Origin of the sequence: Sulfitobacter sp. UBA1132, from assembly GCF_002311545.1 — a bacterium.
Classification (GTDB): domain Bacteria; phylum Pseudomonadota; class Alphaproteobacteria; order Rhodobacterales; family Rhodobacteraceae; genus Sulfitobacter; species Sulfitobacter pontiacus.
Map to the genome: position 1 here is coordinate 23,703 of NZ_DCAN01000011.1, position 21,098 is coordinate 44,800.

Below are 21,098 nucleotides of genomic sequence, written 5' to 3' on the forward strand. Positions count from 1 at the left end.
CTTGCGGTCACAGGCGTCTGGCTGCACGAATTCCCCGGATCAAAACTGGTAGAATGCGATAGCTGCGCTAGCTCAGTCACAACCCCGACATGTCACGTGATTTCGTGACGCTGGAATGGAGAGTGATTTGAGCAAACTACGATACCTCGCGGGTCTGATGGCCACCCTTTTGATCTTTGCGGCACCGCTTTGGGCGCAGGAGGAAGAGGAAGCCTGCGATACCGCCCGCTGGTATTGCGTCGAGGCATTGAACAGCGGTCTGCCCGCGGTCATGCCGGAAATCGACCGCGAAACACCCCGTGCGACGATGGAAAGCCTTGTGCGGGCCGTGCGCCGCGATGATTGGGTCGGTGCCGCGCATCTGCTTGACCTGTCCGATATCCAGCAGGATCGCCAGCAGGACGTGGGGACATCGCTGATCCGACAGCTTGAAACCGTGATCAGCCGGAAAACTGTGATCAACTGGGACAACCTGCTGGACCGGCCCGATGCGCTGGATGCGACATCCACCTCTGACAAGGCGATGGCGGGCACGCCGCGCAAATCGCTGTTGCTGTGGACGCTTGATATGGACGACTACCCCGCGTCAATCCGCCTAAACCGGATCAAGCCCGAAGGGGGCGACCCTGTCTGGGTGTTCTCGCGCCACACGGTGCAGAATATTCCGCGGCTCTACACCCGCTACGGGCCCGGTCGGCTTGAAACCATGCTGCCCGATGTACTGACAGAAAACACGGTCGTTGACCTTGCGCTGTGGGAACTCATCGGCCTGCCGGTGCTGATCGCGCTGGCGATTTACGTGGCGCGACTGGTCTGGTTGCTGACAGGGTGGATCGCGGAGCGTGTGCCGTCGCAGCTGGCACGGCAGATATTCCGATCGGTACGCGGGCCCGCCTGCGTGGGCGTGTCGACCCTGTTCGTCATGGTGGTCGAGGCCAAGATTTTCTCTTTCTCGGCAGAGCTTACGACAGTGCTGGTGCCGACCGCATGGCTGGGGCTGATCGGGGCGGGGCTGTGGTTTGTGGTCAATTGCGTCGAGGTTATCCTGGATCACCTGACGCAGGTCGAGGAAACCGATCTGACCCTCAAGGAAGAGGTGCACAAACGTACCACCGCAACGCGGATCTCGGCGGCGCGTCGGGTCTTTGTTGTAGCTGTCGTGCTGGTCGGCGGCGGTATATTCCTGTCGCAGACCAATGTGTTCCAGAACCTCGGGCTGACGTTGCTGGGGACGGCTGGGGCGGTCACCCTTGTCTTGGGCTTCGCCGCGCGCAGCATTTTAAGCAACATCATGTCGTCGTTGCAGATCGCCTTGAACGGGTCAGCCAAGATCGGCGACCGTATCGTGTTCAACGACGCGCTATGCCATGTGGAACGGATCCATTTCACCTATGTGCAACTGCGCGACTGGGATGGCACGCGGCTGGTCGTGCCGGTGACCGAATTCGTCTCCACCCCGTTCAAGAACTGGACCATGCAGGAGCCGGAAATGTTGCGCATCGTTAAGATCAAACTGTCTCACACCGCAGATGTGGATGCGTTGCGAGACGCTTTCGACAAGGTGATCGACGCGCTGGACGAGAACTACGTGGGTAATCGAGATGATGTATGCGTGCGGGTCGCGGGGCAGGACGTACTGGGCAAGGACGTCTGGTTCCTCGTGCCCTGTGCCGACCCCAACACTTCGTGGGAGGCCGCCTGCGACGCGCGTGAAGGCATCATGGCAGAGATCCACAAGCTCGCCGAGAAAGAGGGGGTCGATTACTTCCCCCAAGCGACCGCGGCAGAGGCAAGCTGAAGCCGCGACACGGTTTTTCGAGGTAGGCAGACATGAGAAAAGCCCCGCTGATCCAGCGGGGCTTTTGCATATTGAGTGGGGGCTACGCCCCAACTGTCGCAAACTTAGGCTGCGGCTTTGTTCACGCCACCTGTCGCGATGTCGGTCATGCGGCGGTCACCGTCATAGGTTTGGTCCAGACATTCCTGCAGGATGGCACCGTCTTCGTCTTTGCCCAGACGGTTGGCAAAGGCGACAAGGCAGCCGTATCCGGCCAGCGCGTAATGCACCATGCGCTGATACTGTGTGATGATCATGGCGTCGCGTACGTCGTCGTCGCCATAGTCTTCTTCCAGCGCGTGGGCCTTCGCCTCGGCCACAAGCCCTTCCATCCCTTTGCAATGTTCACCAGTAGGCGAAATACCGTGGGCGTTGCAGATCTCGGCAATCTTTTCCATGCCGTCGCTGATGCCGTTCGATCCGGCGATCAGGGCTTCGGAAAGCTCTTTATCCTTGGCGGCACGGCCTAGGGCGACGACCACATCCAGCGACTGTTTGTTCGCGCTGTACAGGTCTTGGAGTTGGTCATGGTACACGTCTTTAAGGCTGTTCATCGGCATGTCGATCTCCTTTGCGATGTGATTTGTATTCCCTGACCAACGCGGCGATGCGCCAATGCGTTCCACGCTGTCTGCCTGCTCGGCGGCTTCGCGCGTGCCTTTATATGCACCCCAAAATCACACCCGTTCCGACCCAAGTTTTATCGACCCCAAGGTCGGAAGCGGGGAACGAAATTCAACTCTGACGGTTGGGTCTTCAATAACAGGAACGTGACAAAAAAGGAGAAATTGAATGCATGGAATTTTCTACCTCATCGGCCTGATCGTGGTCGTTCTCGCCGTTCTCAACCTCATCGCCTAACAAAAGGAGCGCATCATGACTGATACAAAAAATAGCAATCCTGCCGGCGCGCAGGACCTGAATGAAAAAGTAAAAGCCACCGCCGCTTCCGCTACGGATGAAGCCAAGGCGCGGGCGAAAGACGTGGCCGACACCGTTGCCTCCGATGCTGCGCGCTATGCAGACGAAGCCAAAGGTGCCGCCGCGAGCGAAGTCAAAGGCGTGGCCAGCGCATTGCGTACCGCCGCCGACGAATTGCGCAGCGGGTCGCCGCAAGAACGCACCTTTAGCCAGCTTGCAGACGGGCTTGCGGATGCTTCTGACTCCATGCGCGACAAGGATCTGGGCGAGATGGTCGGCGCGGTATCTGACTTTGCCAAACGCAACCCCTTCGTCTTTTTGGGCGGGGCTGCCTTGGTCGGCTTTGCCGCGACACGGTTTGCCAAAGCTTCGAACACAGGCGCACGCGGCGAACGCTACGCCTACGAGGGCCGCGAGATGGAACGCCCCGTACCGGCAGAGCGCGCGCATAACCTCGATACAGGTGATGTCGCCAGCCCCGCCGTAAACACCACAGCGAAAGGGAGCACAGTATGACCACCGATCCCAATAAATCCACCGGCAGCCTGCTGAGCGATGCGCTGACCCATGTCAGTTCGCTGGTCCGCAGCGAGGTCGATCTGGCCCGTGCCGAAGTAAACGAAAATCTGAAATCTGCGGGTGCGGCCATCGGTCTGATCGTCGGCGCTGTCGTTGTTGCCCTGACCGCATTGAACGTGCTGTCCGCGGCATTGGTCGCAGCGCTCACCGAAGCAGGCATTCCTGCGGGGTGGTCGGCCCTGATAGTCGGCGTTGCTTTTGCGCTGATCGCCTATGTGATGGTCAACAAAGGGACCAATGCGCTGAAGCTCAGCAGCTTGGCACCGACCCGCACTACCAAGAACGTAAAACGTGACGCGCAAGCCGTGAAGGAGGTTTACGATGACAAGTAATAACCGCAGCCCCGAAGAAATCGAACGCGAGATCGAGCGCGAGCGCGCCGGATTGACCAGCACGCTGGATGATCTGCAAGACAAGTTTTCGGTCGAAACCATTGCCCGCCAATTCTCGGATCAGTTCCGCGAGCACGGGGGCGACATTGGCCGCTCTGTCACCGATGCAGTAAAGCGCAATCCGATTGCGCTGGCGCTGACCGGTGTTGGCCTCGCGTGGTTGATGGCCGGCGACAAGATGCCAGGCCGCGACCGCTATATCTCGCGCGATGATCGCGATTATCGCGACACCCGCGGACGTGCAAACTATTACGGTGTCCGCCACGACGACCACGACCTTCCGGTCAGTGCGCAGCAGCATGGCGTTGTTCCCGTGGGCCAGCGTCGCGATCTGGGGCCACAGCCCGGCGATCCGTCCAAGCCCTATTATTCGGGCGATGTTGCGCGGACGGGTGATGTGCCCTCATGGGCGCTTACCGAAGATGATGATCATCCCGGTATCGCACAGCGTGCAGGCGACGCGGCATCGCGCGCCGGTGACCGTGTCTCGGGCGCGGCGTACAGCGTAGCGGGGTCCGCCCAAAACGCAGGCTCGGCCGTGGCAGACAAAGCCAAGGGTGCAGCAGGTGCGGTGTCTGACGCTGGTCATTCCGTCGCATCGGGTGCCCGCGACTTTGCATCCTCCGCCTCCGAGCGCGCAGCGCAGTTGCGCCGCCGTTTGGCCGAGGGCACCGAAGACCTGTCAGAGCAAGCCCGCGAGCGCGTCATCGCCGCCCGTGAAAGCGCCGTTCGCGCCCGTGCGACAGCCGCATCCTATGGCCGCGAAGGTCGGGATCGTGCCGTCGATATGTACGAAGAGCAGCCGCTGATTGCCGGTGCGCTTGCGCTCGCCGTTGGGGCCGCTATCGGCGCCGCACTGCCCCGCAGCCGGACAGAGGACCGCTACATGGGTCAGCATAGCGACCAGCTGATGGCCGACGCTGAACGTATCTTCGCCGAAGAAAAGGCAAAGCTCGGCAAGGTTGCTCAGGCGGCCTCTGACGAGGCGAAGAAGGTGTTGCGCGAAACCAAGGAAGACGCGGACGCCGCGGCCCCGGGTGATACAGCAGCAGATGCGATTGTCGAGAAGGCCAAAGCCTCTGGCCAACGCGTTGTCGACGCTGCCGAAGCCGAGGCGGATAAACAGGGTGTCGGAGACGTCAAGAAGTCCTGATACTGCCGATATAGCTGATAAAAGCCCGCGCTTGTTTGCGCGGGCTTTTTTTGTGCCTTGTTGCTGGCGAAGGGGGCGGTAGGAACCGCAGATGCCCGACGTGCTGAGATTGGCCGGTGCACAGTCCGCGAGTCGCTTTTCTTGCTGGGGCGGGTCCAGTCGTGATGCAAAAGCCCACAAAAAAACCGGCGCAAGCTTACGCCGCGCCGGTTGATTTGTTTACGGATGCCGCCGCTTACATCTCTGGCAGGTCCGACAGGATCTTGTCCATCGTCGCGGGCAGGTCGCGCACCCGCACACCGCAAGCGTCGTAGATCGCGTTGATGATGGATGCGCCTGCGCCGCAGATGCCCAGCTCTCCGATGCCTTTGGCCTGCATGGGGTTCGCCCAAGGGTCACGTTCCTGCACGAAGTTCACGGTCAGCTGTGGCACATCAAGGTTTACCGGCACGTGGTATTCAGCCAGATCGTTGTTCACTAGATGGCCGTCGCGTTTGTCAAACATCAGCTCTTCGGTCAGCGCCATGCCGATGCCAAAGGTCATGCCGCCCAGACATTGGGAGCGCGCTGTCTTGGCGTTCAGGATGCGACCGGCGGCGAAGCTGCCGTGCATCCGGCGCACGCGCGTCTCGCCGGTGACGCTGTTCACGCCGACCTCGGCAAAGAAGGCACCGAAAGTGGCTTGGCGGCGGTCGGTCTGGGTGTCACCCTTCTTGATCACGCCCTTGACCGTGAGCGGGCCATCCTTGGTGAATTCCGGCAGATCGGCGCGACGGTTGTTGGCGGTGGCGACGCCATCTTGCAGAGTCAGGTCACATTCCTCTACGCCCATAGCCTTGGCGATCTTTTTGCGCAGGGCTTCGCAGGCGACAAAAACCGACCCGCCCGAGGATGCGGCCCCCCAGCTGCCACCGGATCCGGCGGCTTTGGGCAAGCTGCTGTCGCCCAAACGCACGGTCACACGGTCCGAAGGAACGCCCAGCATCTCGCCCGCAATCTGGGTGAGGATCGCATAGGTGCCCGTGCCGATGTCGGTCATATCGGTTTCAACGAGCAGGCTACCGTCCTGGTTCAGGGTCACGCGGGCGTGGCTTTCGCCCAGCATATTGACGCGAGTGGCAGAGGCCATGCCGTAGCCGATCAGCCATTCACCATCCGTCTTGCCGACCTCGCGGCTGTCCCAGCCAAAGGTCTTGGCCCCATCATCCAACGCCTCGGCCAGTTTGTGGGACGAGAATGCGCGCCCGTCTGACGGGTCGACATCCGGAATGTTGCGTTTGCGCAATTCGACAGGGTCGATGCCACTTGCGACCGCCAGTTCGTCCATCGCGATTTCAAGCGCGGTGATCCCGACCGCTTCCCCCGGCGCGCGGACAGAGCCTGCACACATGCGGTTGATCCGCTTGATGTGCATCCCGATCTCGCGGTTCTCACCACGGTAAAGGAATGGCGTGGCCTGGGCTACCGGCTCTGCAAAGCTTTCGTCCATCAGTTGCGACACGGTGGAATCGTGGCCGATGCCGGTCATGCGCCCGTCGGTATCCGCGGCGAGCTTGATGTGCTGCACGGTCTCGGATCGACGCATTGTCGCTTCTAGCACCTGCTGGCGCGTCAATACGACAGCCACCGGTGCCCCTAGCTCGCGCGCGGCGAGCGCCGCGGCCACGGCCTCGTGGCTGATCCCCAGTTTGGAGCCGAAGCCCCCCCCCACGAACGGGGCCAGAAGATGCACGTTCTCTGGGTCGATCCCAAGAGCGTCGGCCAGTTCATTCACATTGTATTTGAGCATCTGGTACGACCCGCGCAGGGTCAGCTTGTCGCCGTCCCATTGCGCGATCGCGGCGTGGGGTTCCATTGCCGACGAGCTATGCCCGCCGGTGCGATAGGTTGCGTCCACGGTGTAGGCGGCTTGCGATAGGGCGGCGTCCAGATCACCTTGGGACGATTGCTTTTCCTTCGGGGTCTCGATCTCTGCCGTTTCCAGGTCGGTGACCGCATCGTCGGGCGTGATCTGAAGCTCAACCATATGGGCCGCGTGGCGGGCCTGCTCGAACGTATCGGCGACCACCAAACCCACGGGCTGACCGACATAGGAAATCTTGCCGTCCGGCTGCACCGGTGCTTCGTTCGCGGTGCCTTGGGCAGGATTACGCAGGAAGGTCTTACCATGGAACACACCGCGCACCCCATCCAGCTTGCGGATCGCCTCGGCGTTCAGGCCGGTGACCTGACCGCCCGCGAGAGGGACGCGCACCAAGACGCCGGTCATCATGCCCGTGGGCTGATCCTCATGCGCATAGGTGGCGCGGCCTGATACTTTCAGCGGGCCGTCAGGACGGTCCATGCCAGTGTGGATCAACCCCTGAGCCGTGGCGTCCAGCCGGTTGCGGTCATCGGGTTCATCCATCTTCAGTTCGGCGGTCGAAATATTGCTACCGTCGGTCATTGCTGTACCCCCGTGAGTTCCTTGAGTGTGGCGCTGAGCGTGCGTCGCGCCAGCGGCACCTTGAACGCATTGCCTTCTTTCGGTGCGGCCTCCGCGACCAGAATATCGGCGGCTTTGCCGAACACCTCGCGCGCGGGTTCTTGCCCGATCAACGCGTCCTCGACCGCCGGATCGCGCCAAGGCATTGATCCGATACCGCCGCAAGCAATTGCGGCTTGGGTGATCTTGCCATCCGTCACCTTGATCCGCGCCGCGACCGATACCATCGCAAAGGCGTAGGACGCGCGGTCGCGTACCTTGCGGTAAGTTTGGCGACCCTCGGCGGGGGCGGGGAGGATCACGGCGGTGATCAACTCGCCGGGTTGCAAGACGGTTTCGACGGCGGGGTCGGTGGGGATCAGATAGAAGTCGGACAGCGGCACAGTGCGGGTCAGACCATCGGCCGCCTCTATCTCGACCTCGGCCCCTAACATCTGCATGGCCACCGCCATATCGCTGGGGTGGCTGGCGATACATTTGTCGGTCACACCAAGGATCGCGTGCAGACGGTTCGCCCCCTCCATCGCACTACAGCCGGAGCCGGGGTCGCGTTTGTTACAGGGCTGATCGGTGTCGTAGAAATAGTAGCAGCGGGTGCGTTGCAGCAGGTTGCCACCCGTGGTCGCCTTGTTGCGCAGCTGACCGGACGCGCCCGCCAGCAGAGCGGAGGAGAGTGCGGCATAATCCGACCGTACGGTCATATCCGCCGCCAGATCAGAGTTGGTGACCAAGGCACCTATGCGCAGCCCGCCGTCGCGGGTTGGGGTGATCTGTTTGAGGTCCAAACGCGAGATATCGACCAGCCGGTCCGGGGTCATCACCTCTAGCTTCATAAGGTCCAGCAGATTGGTGCCCCCGGCGATGATCGTGGCATCTGGGGTGCCGGTGACATCGCTATTGGCACCGGCGCGGATGTAATCGAACTGTTTCATGACTGCCCCTTCGCCGTTTCGCGGATCGCATCGACAATGTTGGGGTAGGCGGCACAGCGGCAGATATTGCCGGACATCCGCTCTGATATCTCGTCATCGGTCAGCTCGGGCGAGGCTGTCAGGCTGCCGGATACGTTAGAGGGCCAGCCGGCTTTGAACTCTTCGAGCATGGCGGTGGCTGAGCAGATCTGACCCGGTGTGCAGTAGCCGCACTGGAAACCGTCGTGTTTGACAAAGTTCTGCTGCATGTCGGACAGGTTGCGTTCGTCGCCCAGACCCTCGATCGTGGTGATCTTGTCGCCGTCGTGCATACAGGCGAGCGTCAGGCAGGAATTGATGCGGCGGCCGTTGACCATGACGGTGCAGGCGCCGCATTGGCCGTGATCGCAGCCCTTTTTGGTGCCGGTGAGGTTCAGGTGATTGCGCAGCGCATCCAGCAGCGACGTGCGGGTGTCGGCGTCAAGACTATGGTCTTCGCCGTTAACGGTCAGTGTCGTCTTCATGAGAAGGGGGCCCTTTGTCTTGTGACATCTATGAAGAAGAACCCCCGCCAGCGGGTCAGGGTTCCGCTATGGGAAGGTTGCTTTCGTCGTTTGGACGTAGGGCGGCCTCTGCCACGTCGTCGCGGGCGCGGCCCAGTAGCCAATCGCGGACATGGGCGGCACCGCTTGGGGAGCCTTGCCGTGGGGACAAAAGGTAAAACCCGCTACCACCGCTCAATGCGCCTTCGATCGGTTGCACCAGCCGTTTCGCACGCAGATCACGCTGGACAAGAAACCGGTTGGCAAGGGCGATCCCCTGACCGGCAAGCGCCGCATCAAGGCTAAGCGTCGTCTGGTTGAACCGCAGACCGCGCGCCGTCGGGACATCGCGCCCAAAGACCGTTTTGATGAACTGCGGCCAAAGATCGTGCGTGTCATGCAGCAGTGTCGTCTCTGCGATACCTGCCGCGTCCATCGGCGTGTTCAGCGCTTCCGCCAAATGGGGGGCGCAGACGGCGACGATCTGCTGCTCGAACAACAGGTCAGCGCGCAGGCTCGCTCCGAACGGCGGATTGCCCTGCCGCACGGCAAGGTCGATTCCATCCGCGTGAAAGCTGGACACTCTTTCGGTCGCGGTGATGCGCAGATCAATGCCGGGGTGCGCTTGGGTAAAGGCTGCCAGTCGGGGGATCAGCCATTTCGACGCAAAGGTGGGGGTGACACTGATCGTGACGTGGGACGGCGCGGTGCGCAGCGCATCTGTTGCATCGGCCATTTGGTCGAAGGCGCGGGCAATCGCGATGTGATAGGCGCGCCCCTCTTCGGTAAAGGCCAACCCGCGCGGCTCTCTGAGAAAGAGACGCAGGTTCAGATGGTCTTCTAGCCCGCGCACCTGTTGGGCCACGGCACCTTGAGTCACGCCCAATTCATCAGCTGCGGCGCGAAAGGTAAGATGGCGGCCCGCCGCTGCAAAGGCGCGCAGCCCGTTCAGAGGGGGGAGGTCGTTCGAGGTCGGCACAGTAGAAATCCTATCGTCATGCAGCAGTATGTCTGGCTGGTCGAAGCGTTGCAAAGCGCTTACCTGCGGTGAAGCAGACGCGCTAGCGCTGTCTAACACATATAGGAGGCAAACGTCATGAGTGTAGAAAAAGTAGCGTTAATCACAGCGGGCGGCAGCGGCATGGGGGCAGGGGCTGCCAAAAAGCTTGCCGCCGATGGGTTCAAGGTCGCGATCCTGTCGTCCTCTGGCAAAGGCGAAGCGCTGGCCAAAGAGCTTGGCGGCTTCGGTGTCACCGGCACCAACCAGTCGGTTGATGATCTGGCGCAATTGGTCGATGGCGCTATGGAGCGGTGGGGGCGCGTGGATGTGCTGGTGAACTCGGCCGGTCACGGACCCAAGGGCGACATCTTGGAGATGACGGATGACGATTGGCATCAGGGCATGGACGTGTACCTGATGAACGTGATCCGACCCACGCGACTGGTGACCCCGATCATGGCAGCACAGGGCGGCGGCGCGATCATCAACATCTCTACCTTCGCGGCGTTCGAGCCCGACCCGCTGTTCCCCACATCAGGGATTTTCCGCGCGGGGCTTGCAGGGTTCGCCAAGCTTTACGCCGATCAATACGCAGACAAAAACATCCGCATGAACAATGTCTTGCCGGGGTTCATCGACAGCCTGCCCGAAACAGACGACCGCCGCGCGCGCATCCCCATGGGCCGGTATGGCACCGAGGCAGAGGTCTCCTCCCTCATCGGGTGGTTGGCGTCCGACCAAGGCGGCTATGTCACCGGTCAGAACTGGCGCATCGACGGAGGGCTGACCCGTGCCGTCTGATCTGATTGCCTTGCGCAGCAGCACCCGACTTGCGTTCTGGATCAAATGGGCCGCGTCGATCGTGCAGATCCTCGGATACGCCGCAACGGGATTCGGCTGGACGCCATGGAACCTCTATCTGTTCATCGTCGGCGTCATCGGTTGGTTCATCGTGGGCACCCTGTGGAATGACAGGGCGATCATGCTGATCCACCTTGTCGCACTGGGGTCGATGATGGTTGGCATGGCCAGCCAATAGCGCGTTTGGCATCGCCCCTGCGGTCGCATCACCACCTGAGTATGTGAAGCCGTTTGGGCCATGCTAGCTACACAGACTTCAGAACCCACCCCAAGGGTTCTTTATGCTGCCGCTCGGCCACCTTGGGTGGCTGGGCACGGCAGGGACCTCGAGGGGGCGGGTGCCCCTGATCTCTCTCGGATGCCTTATCGCCACCAATGCCTATCCCCGGTAGCTCTCATCACCTCTGTCTCCAGTCGAGAACCAAGACTAGCCTGCTTGGGTATCGATCAAGCAGGGGCGGAAACGGGGGGCAATAGGACCGCCACCGGATGGGCCAGGTGCTTACGCTATTCATCTAAAGTGAAGTGGCTGGGATGGTAGGATTCGAACCTACGGTACACTGTACCAAAAACAGTTGCCTTACCACTTGGCTACATCCCAACGTGTGGGCGTAATTAGTCCGGAGTGCGGGGGGGTGCAATACCTTTCTGGAGAAAAAGTGGGGAGAATCTCGGAATTTATTCTTGAGCCGTGTTTGGGGCAGAGCAGGCTGTGTTCTATTGGGGAGGATCGGCGGTGTCGCTCGGCCGCAGGGGGCCTATTGCCGCTGTAGGTCTTGCTGCTGATATCCTGCGTCCGAGCGAACACGTGATCGCGCGAAAGGGGGGACGTGGGGGCGCACCGCCGCCGTCCCCCTCGCTTCAAGGGTGCAGTATGTGTCGCGAGCGAGTGCTGTCAGCCTTCGCAGTTGATCAAGATCGCACCGGCGCGGGCACCGGCTTCGACGGCTTCATGGGCTTTGACCGTGTCTGACAGCGCGAATGTCTGCTCGACCGGGCAGTGCAGCGCACCTTCGGCCAAGGCTTGGTGGGTTTTCTTGATCGCGAGGGCACGTTCGGCCTCGGTCAGCAGGTAGACGAGGATGATGTCGATGGTCACCGCCTTGAAGAGCAGGGGCAGGAAGGGGAGCGTCGGCTCCATCACCTTGGCAGAGCCATAGGCTGCGATGCGCCCGTTGGGTTTGATCAGCTCTGCATCCAGCGCGATATTGGCCCCGAATTCGACCTCGATGATCTGGTCGACGGGGGCACCGCCGTTGGCGTCCAGCACCTGTTGCGCCAGATCGGAGGCGCTATAGTCCAGCACGACCTGTGCGCCTGCGGATTTTGCGCGCTCGGCCCCGTTGGCTCCGGTGGTGGCGATAACGCGCGCCCCTGCCCAGGCGGCGAATTGCACGGCGAGATAGCCGACGGTGCCCGCGCCCCCCTGGATCAGCAGCGTTTGCCCCGCAACATCACCGCCGTTGAACACAGCGTGGGCCGCGGTCAGCCCGGGGATGCCAAGGCTGGCAGCAGTGTCAAAGCTCACGTCATCGGGCAGCGGGACGGCCTGCGCTTGCGGTAGGGCGATATGGGTCGCGGCAGTGCCGAAGGGGCGCTGCCATTGCCCGTTCCAGATCCAGACGCGCTGTCCCACGCGGGCGTGGTCCACACCGTCGCCCACGGCCTCGATCACGCCGGCACCATCGCTATGTGGGATCACTGTCTCGAAGGGGGGATGGGTCATGCCGGGGCGCCCGCGTCGGGATTTCACATCGGAGGGGTTGACGCCCGACACGGCCAGCCGCACCAGCACCTCGCCCGCAGCGGGGGCAGGGGTTGGCATCTCGGTCAGGGTCAGCACGTCGCGTGCTTCGCCAAGGGTGGAATAGGTGACTGCGCGCATGAGAGCTCCTGATCATGGGGACGGTGTTGTGCCACCTAAGCCCAAGACCGTGGCATGTGCAATTGCGCGGTCAGTCGCGTAGCTCTTTCGGGCCCACGCCCCAGAGCCGCGCTTTGGGGGCCCAGCCTTTATAGCCGCCGACCCTCAGGAAACACCATTCAAGGTCGCAGGCTCCGAGCCGCGCGATCACGCCCAGTTCAAGCTCTGCTTCGACGGGGGCTTTGGGGTCGGGGCGGACAAGCAGCTGCAGACGGTCCTGTTCGACCAGAACGGTGCGCGTGCCTGACAAAAGCGAATAATGCACCCAGCCGCCCATACCGTCGCGGTCTTCGACGCGGCGCCAATGGCCATGCTCTGCCGTGATGCGTAGGGGCAGGTCGCGATGTTTGAACACCCAATCGATCCGGTGCGTCAGCGATGGCCCGCGCCGCACGTTCCCCTCGCTCGCTTTCATGGACACGAAACGGGGCACCGGCAGGTTGGTCACCTGGCCGACCTCTTGCGCGAAAACCGGGGTGGTGCACATGTGAACGGCTGCAAGGGCGCCCAAAAGGACGGAACGTAACATCGGTTTCATGACTGCCTGTCTGGTCTGTTGCCGTTGATTTAATGCAGTTTTGCCCTGCGAGGTTCTTGTGCCTCGTCTCTGCTTGGGACACCATGCCACCAAGCACAGTGCAAAGCCATATTTGGGAGGCCCACAATGTCAAAGCAACCGCTAAGTGTTGTAGTCACGCGACGGTTGCCGGAAGTCGTCGAAAAGCGATTGACGGAACTGTTTCATGTGACGTTGCGCGCGGATGACACGCCGATGACCCGCTCTGAACTGGGCGAGGCGATGAAAACTGCGGATATTCTGGTGCCCACCGTGACCGATGAAATCGACGCGGCACTGATCGGGCAGGCGGGGGACCGGCTGAAACTGATCGCGAACTACGGGGCGGGGGTCGATCATATTGACGTGATGACAGCGCGGCAGCGCGGGATTCTCGTGTCCAATACCCCCGGCGTGCTGACGGAAGACACCGCCGATATGACCATGGCGCTGATTCTCGCGGTCACACGGCGCATGTCCGAAGGCATGGCACAGATGCAAAAAGGCGATTGGCAGGGCTGGGCCCCGACTGCGCTGCTTGGCGGGCGCGTCAGCGGCCGCCGTTTGGGTATTCTGGGGATGGGCCGCATTGGTCAGGCCGTCGCACGGCGCGCGGCTGCCTTTGGCATGCAGGTCCACTACCACAACCGCCGCCGTCTGCGCCCCGAGATCGAAGAGAGCCTTGGCGCGACCTATTGGGAAAGCCTTGACCAGATGGTGGCCCGCATGGACGTGATGAGCATCAACTGCCCGCACACCCCCAGCACCTTCCATCTGATGAACGCCCGCCGCCTGAAGCTGATGAAGCCCGACGCGGTGATCGTAAACACCTCCCGGGGGGAGGTGATCGACGAAAACGCCCTGACGCGGATGCTGCGCGCGGGCGAGCTGCAAGGCGCAGGGCTGGACGTTTACGAACATGGCACCGACATCAACCCGCGCTTGCGCGAGCTGACCAATGTCGTGCTCTTGCCGCATATGGGGTCTGCGACGCTCGAAGGGCGGGTAGAGATGGGCGAGAAGGTCATCATCAACATCAAGACCTTTGAAGACGGGCACCGTCCGCCGGATCAGGTCGTGCCCTCGATGCTTTAGGCGCAGCGCCGGTGCGGTTCAATTTGCGCTGGCGCTAAAAACAAGTAGGTTGACCCCGAGCACCGGAACGGGGAGGGGACCATGCTTGCACATCACATCGTGAAACACATCGGGCGGACCTGCACAGCCATCGCCATAGGCGGTTTTGTAAGCGGGGCCGCTTTCGCGCAACAGGCCGCCGATAGCGTCGCGCCCGAAGGTGCCAGCCAAGGCAGCTTTACCGGCATGTCGCCGCGGATCACCGCCGCCTTCGAGGCTAAGGATTCGGGCAAACCCGTCATCGCCCAGAACTGGATGGTCGCCGCCGCCAACCCTCATGCGGTTCAGGCGGGGGCGGATGTGCTGGCACGGGGGGGCACCGCTGCCGATGCGCTGGTCGCCGTCCAAGCGATGCTGGGGCTGGTGGAGCCGCAAAGCTCTGGTCTGGGCGGCGGGGCGTTTCTGGTCTGGTATGACGCCGCATCGGGCAAGCTGACCACGCTGGACGGGCGCGAAACCGCGCCGCTGGCGGTCACGCCGCAATTGTTTCAGGACGACCAAGGTGTGCCGCTAGGGTTCTTTGACGCCGTCGTTGGCGGGCGGTCGGTCGGTACGCCGGGCACCCCTGCGTTGATGGCTGCAGCGCATGAGAAATGGGGCAACCAGCCCTGGGCCGAGTTGCTGGCCCCCTCTGTCGCACTGGCCGAGAAGGGTTTTGCCGTGTCCCCACGTCTTGCGGGGCTGGTGGCTGATGACGCCGAACGGCTGGCAACGTCGGAAACGACAGCATCCTATTTCATGCCGAACGGCACGCCGGTTCAGGCAGGCGATACGCTCAAGAATCCCGATTATGCCCGCACGGTCGCGGCGATGGCTGAACGCGGGGCCGATGCCTTTTATACCGGAGACATCGCCCGCGACATCGTGGGGGCTGTCCAAGGGGCCAACAACCCCGGTGTGCTGTCACAGGTCGATCTGTCGATCTATCGGGTCAAGGAACGCGACGCCCTTTGCGCGCCCTATCACGGGCATGAGGTCTGCGGCATGGGGCCGCCGTCCTCTGGTGCGCTGGCCGTAGGGCAAATACTGGGGCTGCTGGAAAATGCGGACCTGAGCGCCGGACCGGCGGACGCGGATGTGCTGCGGCTGATCGGCGATGCCTCGCGGCTCGCCTTTGCGGATCGGGGGCGCTATGTGGCCGATACCGATTATGTGCCCGTGCCGGTGACCGGTATGCTCGACCCATCCTATCTGGCGGAACGCGCCAAGCTGTTGCAGGGCGACGATGCGCTGCCGGAAGTCACCGCGGGCGCGCCCGCTTTCGACCATGCCCTAAACTTTGCCGATGATATCTCTATCGAGCTGCCGTCGACCTCGCATGTTTCGATCGTGGACAGCATGGGCAATGTCGCGAGCATGACCACCACCATCGAAAACGGCTTTGGGAGCCGACTGATGGTGCGCGGGTTTTTGTTGAACAACGAGCTGACGGATTTCTCTTTCCGGTCGCATACCGATGGTGTGCCGATTGCCAATCGGGTCGAGCCGGGAAAACGCCCGCGCTCGTCGATGGCACCGACGATTGTGATGAAGGATGGCGCGCCGGTTCTGGCCGTGGGCAGCCCCGGTGGCAGCCGCATCATCGGCTATGTCGCGGGCGCGATCATCGCGCATCTGGATTGGGGAATGGATGTGCAACAGGCCGCAGCACTGCCCCATGCGATCAACCGGTTCGGTCCCTACGACCTTGAGGAAGGCACCGACGCCGCCGCGATGGCCGATGCGCTGATGGGGCTTGGCTATGAGGTGAACACCCGCGCGCTGACCTCGGGGTTGCATATGATTTCGATTGGCGATGACCTGCGCGGCGGGGCTGACCCGCGCCGCGAAGGCATCGCCCTTGGCGAGTGATCGCCCATTCTGAACCAAAGGAAAGACCATATGGCACAGGCCACCGACATGCCCCGCAACGAGACCGGGATCGACACCGCTTTGGGTATCCTCAAGCAGCAATTCGGCGAACGCTTCCAGACGGGGGGCGCGATCCGCGAACAGCACGGGCATACGACGACCTGGATCAGAAATCAGGCCCCCGATGCCGTGGTTTTTGCCCGCTCGACCGATGATGTCGCCGCTGTGGTCAAGGTCTGTGCCGCGCATAAGGTGCCGGTCATCGCCTTCGGCACCGGCACCTCGCTTGAAGGGCATGTGAATGCGCCCGCGGGGGGCGTGTCAATTGACGTCACGCAGATGGACGCGGTGGTCGAGGTCAACGCCGGCGATCTGGATTGCCGCGTGCAACCCGGCGTCACCCGCGAGGCATTGAACACTCATTTGCGGGATCAGGGCCTGTTTTTCCCCATTGATCCCGGGGCCAATGCCTCGCTTGGCGGGATGACGGCGACGCGGGCCTCGGGCACCAATGCGGTGCGCTATGGCACGATGAAGGACAACGTGCTGGCGGTCGAGGCGGTGATGGCCGATGGCACGGTGATCCGCACCGGCGCACGGGCGCGCAAATCATCCGCCGGATACGATCTGACGCGTCTGATGGTGGGCTCTGAAGGGACATTGGGCGTGATCACCGAGATCACGCTTAAACTGCAAGGCATCCCCGAGGCGATCAGCTCTGCCCGCTGTTCCTTCCCCTCGGTCGAGGCGGCCTGTGAAACGGTGCAAAGCGTGATCCAATACGGGCTGCCCGTCGCACGGATAGAGCTGCTGGACGCGATGGTTGTGCGCGCGGTGAATGGCTATGCCAAACTGTCGCTGCCCGAAACGCCGATGTTGCTGCTGGAATTCCATGGTTCTGACGCCGGTGTGGTCGAACAGACCGAGACATTCGCCGCACTCGCCGATGAAAACGGCGGCACCGACTATCAGGCGACCACCACGATGGAGGAACGTAACAAGCTGTGGCAAGCGCGGCATGATGCCTATTGGGCGATGCTGGCCCTGCGCCCCGGCTGCAAGGCGGTGGCGACCGACGTTTGTGTGCCGATCTCAAGGCTGGCCGAAGCGGTCGGCCGCGCGAACGCCAAAGCGGCGGAGCTGGGTCTGATCGCGCCCATCGTCGGCCACGCAGGCGATGGCAATTTCCACGCCTCGCTGCTGCTGGATATGGACGACGCGGATGAAGTCGCCCGCGCCGAAGACTTCATCAGCTGGCTCAACGAGCTCGCGATCTCGATGGAGGGGACATGCACCGGAGAGCATGGCATCGGACAGGGCAAACGCCCCTATCTGGTCAAGGAACTGGGAGCGGCCGTGGGCGTCATGGGCGCGATCAAACAGGCGCTGGACCCCGATAACATTATGAACCCGGGCAAGATTCTTCCCGAATCCCTGGCGTAGTCGGGGCGGCGCGCGCGGTATATCGATCCCTGCCACGGGCAGGGATGCGATGCCTCCGGCGGGGATTTTAACCATTTGGAAGCGCCCTGCGCGCGAGTTTTTCGACGTTGGTCGCATTTGTGCTGTCTTTGGTCGGCTGGGTTCTGCGTTTTGCGCGGGGACTGCTAAATGTCGCTAAGACCTATTCTGGCGGAGCATTGGATTCATGAAAACTCAAGTCAAAGCACTGGTTGTGGGCGGCGGCGCCGTTGGCACGTCGATTGCCTATCATCTGGCCCGCGCCGGATGGGATGATGTGATGTTGCTTGAGCGGGACGAGCTGACCTCGGGGTCTACATGGCACGCGGCAGGGTTGCTGCCCTATTTCAACATGTCCTATGCGACGACCCACATCCACGACTATTCGATCAAGTTCTACAAGACGCTTGAGGAAGAGACCGGCCTGAACGCGGGCTTTGCCGTGGTGGGGAACCTGCGCATGGCGCAGACGGACGAACGCATGGACGAATACATGCTCTATGCCTCGACCGCCGAGACCTGCGGCGTGCCTTATACTTTCATGACGCCGGATCAGGTCAAGGCAAAATGGCCGCTCATCAAGACCGACGATCTGAAAGGCGCGCTGTATCACCAGACCGACGGCTATATTAACCCCGCCGATGTCACCATGGCGATGGCCAAGGGCGCGCGGCAGCGGGGCGTGGCGATCGAGCGCAAGTGGCAGGCGGATGCCTTTCACTGGAATGGCGCGGCATGGGAGGTTACCATCACCAAGATGGTCGAGAAGGGCGGGAACCTAGTCCCCTCGGACGAGCAGGTCGTGATCACCGCAGAGCATGTCGTCACCGCCAGCGGCAACCACGCGCAGCGCACCGCCAAGATGCTGGGCATCAAGATGCCTGCCATTCCGGTTGAACATACGTTTATCGTGATGGATCAGGACCCCGAACTGGTCAAATGGCGCGCCGACGGCAATCCGGAGCATCCGGTCGTGCGGGACGCCGACAATGAATCCTACGCCCGCGAAGAGCGGGGCGGCTGGATTTTGGGCATCTATGAGCGCGGCGCGCCTGCGCGGTTCGAATATGGGGTGCCGGACAGCTTCCGGGCCGATCTGTTTCCGCTGGATCTGGACCGGATCGCGGATCAGTATATGGCGATGGCTGACCGCGTACCGTCTTGTGCAGACTCCGGCCTCAAGGACGATTTCAACGGGCCGATCTGCTATACGCCTGACGGCAACCCGCTGGTTGGTCCGGCACCCGGGTTGCGCAATATGTGGCTGGCCGAAGGGTTCTCTTTCGGGATCACGGCTGCGGGGGGCACGGGCTACTACCTTGCGCAGATGATGGTCGAGGGCGAGGCCGAGATCGACATGGCGTCGCTGGACCCCAAACGCTATGGCGACTGGATGACCACCGAATATGCCGCGCGCAAGAACGAAGAGGCCTATGAGCACGTCTATATCCTGCACCACCCGGATGAGGAGCGCCCCGCGTGTCGGCCCTTGCGCACCTCGCCTGCCTATGACCGTCAGGCCGCCCGTGGCGCACAGTTCGGCCATGTGAACGGGTGGGAACGCCCGAACTACTTTGCGCCGCTGGGGTTCAATGATCACGACAGCCGGTCCTTCCGGCGCGGCGGCTGGTGGCAGCATGCGGTCGATGAGGCCAAGGCGATCCGCGAGGGCGTGGGCCTGATCGATGCGACCGCCTTTACCAAACATCTGGTCAAGGGGCCGGGGGCCACTGCCTTTCTGGATTGGTTCACCTGCAACAAGTTGCCCTCCGTCGGGCGCATCAACCTGACCTATGCGCTGACGATCAACGGCACCACGCGCACCGAATATACCATCGTGCGGCTCGCTCAGGATGAATACTACCTTGTGTCCGCCGGGGCCTGGACGGCCTATGACAGTGATTTCTTGCGCAAGGCCATCGCCGATAAAGCGCCCGAATTCGGCTATATCGAATGCCATGACGTGACCACGCAATGGGGTGTGTTTGCCATCGCGGGCCCCAAATCGCGCGATGTCCTGAAAGAGGTCATCAAGGATGCGGACCCCGAGACGGTGCTGAGCAACAAGCGGTTCCCCTGGCTGACCATGCGCAATATCGAGCTGGGGATGGTCCCCGTCCGCGCCATCCGCGTCGCCTATACCGGAGAGCTCGGCTGGGAACTGCACCACCCGATCGAGATGCAGAACCACCTGTTCGATCTGCTGGAGAAGGCGGGTGAGAAACACGGGATGAAACTGGTGGGCGCGCGTGCACAGAACTGGCTGCGGCAAGAGAAATCCTACCGCGCTTTCGGCAATGAACTGGGCCGCGATGCCACCCCGCTAGAGGCCGATCTGCCGCGCTTTGTCGACCTGTCCAAGGACTTCCACGGCAAGGACGCAATGCAGGCCGACGGTATCCGCAGCAAATGTGTAACCTTGTTGATCGACGGGCCCGACGACGCCGACCCTTGGGGCCGCGAAGTGCTGTATCACGGCGACACCCGCGTTGGCCGCCTGACCTCGGGCGGGTATTCGGTGGCCTTCGGGAAATCCATCGGCATGGGCTACGTCAAACCCGAAATCGCGGCGGTCGGCACGAAGCTGAAGGTCAAGATGTTCGACCAGCTATGGGACGCCGAAGTGGTAGAGGACAGCCCCTACGACCCGAAAAACGCGACCATCCGTGTGGATGGGTGACGCTTGAACCTAGTCGAGCGGTGGCATGCTCTGCCGCTCGGCCATGCGCTGCCGGTGATGCTCCAGATACGCAGGGTCGGGCAGGAACCGTTCTGGTAACTGTAACCTTTCGGAGGTCCCGGTAGCTAGTTTGCGTTTAGATTCGGCGGGTAAATCATCGGCCATGATCATGCGGTAATCATCGTCAAAACTGATCAGATGTCGGTCAAAGGCGCGATCATGAAGGGCGTTCAGGCAAATGCCATTTTCGGGGTAGAACCGTTGAGCATCGTCCTCTTGCCACCCGACGATATGACTTGCGGTCAGCAGGCGCGTATCGTCGATACCCGTTAGTGCACAGCGAGAGCGATAGTTGTTCAGGATCATCTCGCGGAAGAAGCTTTGTCCGCGTCGCTGCACAACAGTACGTTCGGTGACTTCGGCTTGCTTAGCGATCCAGTTTGCCTGCCGCTGCTCGGAAAAACCGGGTGTCTGCTGGGGTGACGGCAAGATCTGCGCTTCATAGGCATTAAATACGATAGAGGGATCTTGCCGGAACCGCGCCCAGACTTGCCGGTCCATCTCAGAAAGGTTGCCGAGCCCCCTTTGCGGCAGTGTGTCATCCAGCGCGGCAAGATTGGACAGTTTCATTGCCACGGCCGATGGCGTGCGTCCGATCCGTTCTGCCATGCGGATGATCTGCGGTGTGCCGGAATGGAACTTGCCAAAAGGAAGCCGCAGATACAGTGACAAAGCCTCAGTGACCTCGTCTTCGGTCCAATTTCGACGTGTCGTCATATACCTGCCGTTTTCGCTCGGAAAACCCTGCCAG

General features: G+C 61.9%; 18 protein-coding genes and 1 tRNA gene. 10 read left to right on the forward strand and 9 right to left on the reverse strand.

Translation table 11 applies throughout. From position 1 onward, the window contains the following. Nucleotides 1-127: 127 nt before the first annotated feature. A complete protein-coding gene (locus tag B4F27_RS07775; protein WP_286759339.1) occupies nucleotides 128-1,798 on the forward strand; it encodes a mechanosensitive ion channel family protein in 1,671 nt (556 codons plus the stop codon). Nucleotides 1,799-1,902: 104 nt separating this feature from the next. Here the strand turns inward: B4F27_RS07775 and B4F27_RS07780 are convergent, their stop codons facing one another. Next, nucleotides 1,903-2,397, reverse strand: coding sequence for a ferritin-like domain-containing protein (locus B4F27_RS07780; protein ID WP_037954206.1), 495 nt, complete (start codon nucleotides 2,395-2,397; stop codon nucleotides 1,903-1,905). A 316-nt stretch (nucleotides 2,398-2,713) separates the two neighbouring features. Here B4F27_RS07780 and B4F27_RS07785 point away from each other — a divergent pair, with 316 nt between their 5' ends. Genes B4F27_RS07785 through B4F27_RS07795 form a run of 3 tightly spaced genes read left to right on the forward strand, consistent with a single transcriptional unit; the run spans nucleotide 2,714 to nucleotide 4,882 of the window. After that, a complete protein-coding gene (locus B4F27_RS07785) occupies nucleotides 2,714-3,274 on the forward strand; it encodes a hypothetical protein (protein WP_286759340.1) in 561 nt (186 codons plus the stop codon). After that, on the forward strand, nucleotides 3,271-3,669 hold the full coding sequence (locus B4F27_RS07790) for a phage holin family protein (protein ID WP_005852019.1): 399 nt from the start codon (nucleotides 3,271-3,273) through the stop codon (nucleotides 3,667-3,669). The genes B4F27_RS07785 and B4F27_RS07790 overlap by 4 nt, the downstream gene beginning before the upstream one ends. Further along, nucleotides 3,659-4,882: a DUF3618 domain-containing protein gene (locus B4F27_RS07795; protein ID WP_286759341.1), complete on the forward strand. Its 1,224-nt coding sequence runs from the start codon at nucleotides 3,659-3,661 to the stop codon at nucleotides 4,880-4,882. Before B4F27_RS07790 ends, B4F27_RS07795 begins: the two co-directional genes overlap by 11 nt. A gap of 235 nt (nucleotides 4,883-5,117) precedes the next feature. On the opposite strand, the gene B4F27_RS07800 is transcribed toward B4F27_RS07795, so the two are convergent. From B4F27_RS07800 to B4F27_RS07815, 4 genes are read right to left on the reverse strand one after another with little or no spacing between them, the layout of a single operon-like run. Beyond that, the gene (locus tag B4F27_RS07800) at nucleotides 5,118-7,328 is read right to left on the reverse strand and encodes a xanthine dehydrogenase family protein molybdopterin-binding subunit (RefSeq protein WP_286759342.1); all 2,211 of its coding nucleotides are present in this window, start codon (nucleotides 7,326-7,328) and stop codon (nucleotides 5,118-5,120) included. Next, a complete protein-coding gene (locus B4F27_RS07805; RefSeq protein WP_286759343.1) occupies nucleotides 7,325-8,299 on the reverse strand; it encodes an FAD binding domain-containing protein in 975 nt (324 codons plus the stop codon). Before B4F27_RS07805 ends, B4F27_RS07800 begins: the two co-directional genes overlap by 4 nt. Continuing rightward, on the reverse strand, nucleotides 8,296-8,802 hold the full coding sequence (locus B4F27_RS07810; RefSeq protein ID WP_286759344.1) for a 2Fe-2S iron-sulfur cluster-binding protein: 507 nt from the start codon (nucleotides 8,800-8,802) through the stop codon (nucleotides 8,296-8,298). Before B4F27_RS07810 ends, B4F27_RS07805 begins: the two co-directional genes overlap by 4 nt. A gap of 55 nt (nucleotides 8,803-8,857) precedes the next feature. Further along, the gene (locus B4F27_RS07815; protein WP_286759600.1) at nucleotides 8,858-9,799 is read right to left on the reverse strand and encodes a LysR substrate-binding domain-containing protein; all 942 of its coding nucleotides are present in this window, start codon (nucleotides 9,797-9,799) and stop codon (nucleotides 8,858-8,860) included. Between the two features lie 117 nt (nucleotides 9,800-9,916). On the opposite strand from B4F27_RS07815, the gene B4F27_RS07820 reads away from it, so the two are divergent. Next, nucleotides 9,917-10,621 (forward strand): SDR family oxidoreductase, encoded by a 705-nt coding sequence (locus B4F27_RS07820; protein WP_037943629.1) that lies wholly within the window; start codon nucleotides 9,917-9,919, stop codon nucleotides 10,619-10,621. Then, nucleotides 10,611-10,859 (forward strand): DUF6552 family protein, encoded by a 249-nt coding sequence (locus tag B4F27_RS07825; protein ID WP_009826291.1) that lies wholly within the window; start codon nucleotides 10,611-10,613, stop codon nucleotides 10,857-10,859. Before B4F27_RS07820 ends, B4F27_RS07825 begins: the two co-directional genes overlap by 11 nt. 348 nt (nucleotides 10,860-11,207) lie before the next feature. Here B4F27_RS07825 and B4F27_RS07830 read toward each other — a convergent pair. The 3 genes from B4F27_RS07830 to B4F27_RS07840 form a co-directional block, all read right to left on the reverse strand. Beyond that, nucleotides 11,208-11,282: transfer RNA gene (locus B4F27_RS07830), tRNA-Gln, on the reverse strand. A gap of 294 nt (nucleotides 11,283-11,576) precedes the next feature. Continuing rightward, nucleotides 11,577-12,566 carry an NADPH:quinone reductase gene (locus B4F27_RS07835; protein WP_286759345.1) on the reverse strand — a complete coding sequence of 330 codons (990 nt, stop codon included), beginning with the start codon at nucleotides 12,564-12,566 and terminating at the stop codon, nucleotides 11,577-11,579. Between the two features lie 70 nt (nucleotides 12,567-12,636). Beyond that, nucleotides 12,637-13,143 (reverse strand): SH3 domain-containing protein, encoded by a 507-nt coding sequence (locus B4F27_RS07840; RefSeq protein ID WP_286759346.1) that lies wholly within the window; start codon nucleotides 13,141-13,143, stop codon nucleotides 12,637-12,639. 126 nt (nucleotides 13,144-13,269) lie between these two features. On the opposite strand from B4F27_RS07840, the gene B4F27_RS07845 reads away from it, so the two are divergent. The 4 genes from B4F27_RS07845 to B4F27_RS07860 all read left to right on the forward strand — a co-directional run bounded on the left by B4F27_RS07845 (nucleotide 13,270) and on the right by B4F27_RS07860 (nucleotide 20,287). Further along, nucleotides 13,270-14,256 carry a 2-hydroxyacid dehydrogenase gene (locus B4F27_RS07845; protein WP_037954222.1) on the forward strand — a complete coding sequence of 329 codons (987 nt, stop codon included), beginning with the start codon at nucleotides 13,270-13,272 and terminating at the stop codon, nucleotides 14,254-14,256. Between the two features lie 81 nt (nucleotides 14,257-14,337). Then, complete coding sequence (ggt, locus tag B4F27_RS07850) at nucleotides 14,338-16,146, forward strand: gamma-glutamyltransferase (protein ID WP_286759347.1); 1,809 nt, start codon at nucleotides 14,338-14,340, stop codon at nucleotides 16,144-16,146. A gap of 30 nt (nucleotides 16,147-16,176) precedes the next feature. Next, nucleotides 16,177-17,589: an FAD-binding oxidoreductase gene (locus B4F27_RS07855; RefSeq protein WP_286759348.1), complete on the forward strand. Its 1,413-nt coding sequence runs from the start codon at nucleotides 16,177-16,179 to the stop codon at nucleotides 17,587-17,589. 205 nt (nucleotides 17,590-17,794) lie between these two features. After that, complete coding sequence (locus B4F27_RS07860; protein WP_286759349.1) at nucleotides 17,795-20,287, forward strand: GcvT family protein; 2,493 nt, start codon at nucleotides 17,795-17,797, stop codon at nucleotides 20,285-20,287. Between the two features lie 9 nt (nucleotides 20,288-20,296). Here the strand turns inward: B4F27_RS07860 and B4F27_RS07865 are convergent, their stop codons facing one another. Then, nucleotides 20,297-21,064: an HNH endonuclease gene (locus B4F27_RS07865; RefSeq protein ID WP_286759350.1), complete on the reverse strand. Its 768-nt coding sequence runs from the start codon at nucleotides 21,062-21,064 to the stop codon at nucleotides 20,297-20,299. Nucleotides 21,065-21,098 lie beyond the last annotated feature (34 nt).

Bases quoted from the DNA above. Each gene is read 5' to 3' on its own strand.
- B4F27_RS07790 (WP_005852019.1), top strand. From the start codon at position 3,271: ATGACCACCGATCCCAATAAATCCACCGGCAGCCTGCTGAGCGATGCG.
- B4F27_RS07855 (WP_286759348.1), top strand. From the start codon at position 16,177: ATGGCACAGGCCACCGACATGCCCCGCAACGAGACCGGGATCGACACC.
- B4F27_RS07860 (WP_286759349.1), top strand. From the start codon at position 17,795: ATGAAAACTCAAGTCAAAGCACTGGTTGTGGGCGGCGGCGCCGTTGGC.
- B4F27_RS07800 (WP_286759342.1), bottom strand. From the start codon at position 7,328: ATGACCGACGGTAGCAATATTTCGACCGCCGAACTGAAGATGGATGAA.
- B4F27_RS07835 (WP_286759345.1), bottom strand. From the start codon at position 12,566: ATGCGCGCAGTCACCTATTCCACCCTTGGCGAAGCACGCGACGTGCTG.
- B4F27_RS07785 (WP_286759340.1), top strand. From the start codon at position 2,714: ATGACTGATACAAAAAATAGCAATCCTGCCGGCGCGCAGGACCTGAAT.
- ggt (WP_286759347.1), top strand. From the start codon at position 14,338: ATGCTTGCACATCACATCGTGAAACACATCGGGCGGACCTGCACAGCC.
- B4F27_RS07795 (WP_286759341.1), top strand. From the start codon at position 3,659: ATGACAAGTAATAACCGCAGCCCCGAAGAAATCGAACGCGAGATCGAG.
- B4F27_RS07805 (WP_286759343.1), bottom strand. From the start codon at position 8,299: ATGAAACAGTTCGATTACATCCGCGCCGGTGCCAATAGCGATGTCACC.
- B4F27_RS07780 (WP_037954206.1), bottom strand. From the start codon at position 2,397: ATGCCGATGAACAGCCTTAAAGACGTGTACCATGACCAACTCCAAGAC.
- B4F27_RS07820 (WP_037943629.1), top strand. From the start codon at position 9,917: ATGAGTGTAGAAAAAGTAGCGTTAATCACAGCGGGCGGCAGCGGCATG.
- B4F27_RS07845 (WP_037954222.1), top strand. From the start codon at position 13,270: ATGTCAAAGCAACCGCTAAGTGTTGTAGTCACGCGACGGTTGCCGGAA.
- B4F27_RS07810 (WP_286759344.1), bottom strand. From the start codon at position 8,802: ATGAAGACGACACTGACCGTTAACGGCGAAGACCATAGTCTTGACGCC.
- B4F27_RS07865 (WP_286759350.1), bottom strand. From the start codon at position 21,064: ATGACGACACGTCGAAATTGGACCGAAGACGAGGTCACTGAGGCTTTG.
- B4F27_RS07840 (WP_286759346.1), bottom strand. From the start codon at position 13,143: ATGAAACCGATGTTACGTTCCGTCCTTTTGGGCGCCCTTGCAGCCGTT.